Consider the following 1,004-nt stretch of genomic DNA (forward strand, 5'->3'; position numbering starts at 1 on the left):
CCGGGCTCGTTGACCGCGTGCGCGTGTTGCCCGGGGCCACAGGCGGCTATGTCGCCGGCAGGCTCGTCACCGATGTGCTGCGGATGTCCGCGTCGATCGCGGCGCTGCTGGTCGTCGCGTGGGCCTGCGGCCTCGACATGGCTGTCGGTGACGTCGCGTGGACTGTCCTGTGGTCGCTGCTCGCCGCGGCGGTCCTGTCCCTGGTCACGGACGGGGTGATCCTGATGGTGCCCGCCCCGGTGTCGACGGCCTCATCGATCCAGGCGCTGGAAATGCTGCTGCTCATGTTCTCCACCGCGTTCATTCCGGCGACCGCTTTGGACGGCTCCCTTCGCGACGTCGTGCGCCACATGCCTTTTTCGCCGGTGATCGAGGTGATTAGGGCGGCGTCCCCGGACGCCTTCCCGGATCGCGCCGGGGAAGAGGCCGCCCTGTGGCTCGGTGTCGCGGCGGTCGCCGGAATCGTCCTGTTCATCCGCCGGTTCACCTCGAGGAGCGAATCATGATTGGCGCCATCTTCGTGCATCTGCGGCGCATCGCCCACATTTGGCTGCGGCGCCCCGACTTCTGGTTCATGACGTTGATTGCTCCGCTCGTGTACCTGTTCATCGTCAACCGCATGTTCGGTGGCCTGGTCAGGCAGCTCACCGGAGAGTTCGAACTCCGGAACGCGGTCATCCTGGTCGTGACGGCGTGGGCGTTCATCCTGGCCATCACGGGATCATCCACCGTGTTCGTTGAACGCAGCAATGGCTTCCACGAGCGGTTGATCACCATGCCGGCGCCGTACGCGGCCGTGCCGGCCGCACGGATCATTGCCGAGTTCATCCGGATCATGGCGATGACGGCCGTCGTCGCGGCGGTGGCCGCCTTGCTTTCCGACGGCCCACCGGAAGTGTCCTGGTGGTGGAGGATCGCGGTGACCGGCGCGATGGTTGCCGCGGCGGCCGCATGCACCGGCACGTACATCGCGTTCTCCATCACCAGCCCCCAGGGTTCCGTGG

General features: G+C 66.9%; 2 protein-coding genes. Both read left to right on the forward strand.

What is annotated here, in order from left to right; all coding sequences use genetic code 11:
• A partial coding sequence (locus F4V54_RS10890; protein ID WP_150387145.1) for an ABC transporter permease occupies positions 1-506 on the forward strand: 506 nt, incomplete at its 5' end.
• Positions 503-1,004 (forward strand): ABC transporter permease (locus F4V54_RS10895; protein ID WP_150387146.1); only part of this gene is annotated, 502 nt, incomplete at its 3' end. The genes F4V54_RS10890 and F4V54_RS10895, both read left to right, overlap by 4 nt.

This window comes from Corynebacterium tuscaniense (genome assembly GCF_008693065.1).
GTDB classification, from domain to species: domain Bacteria; phylum Actinomycetota; class Actinomycetes; order Mycobacteriales; family Mycobacteriaceae; genus Corynebacterium; species Corynebacterium tuscaniense.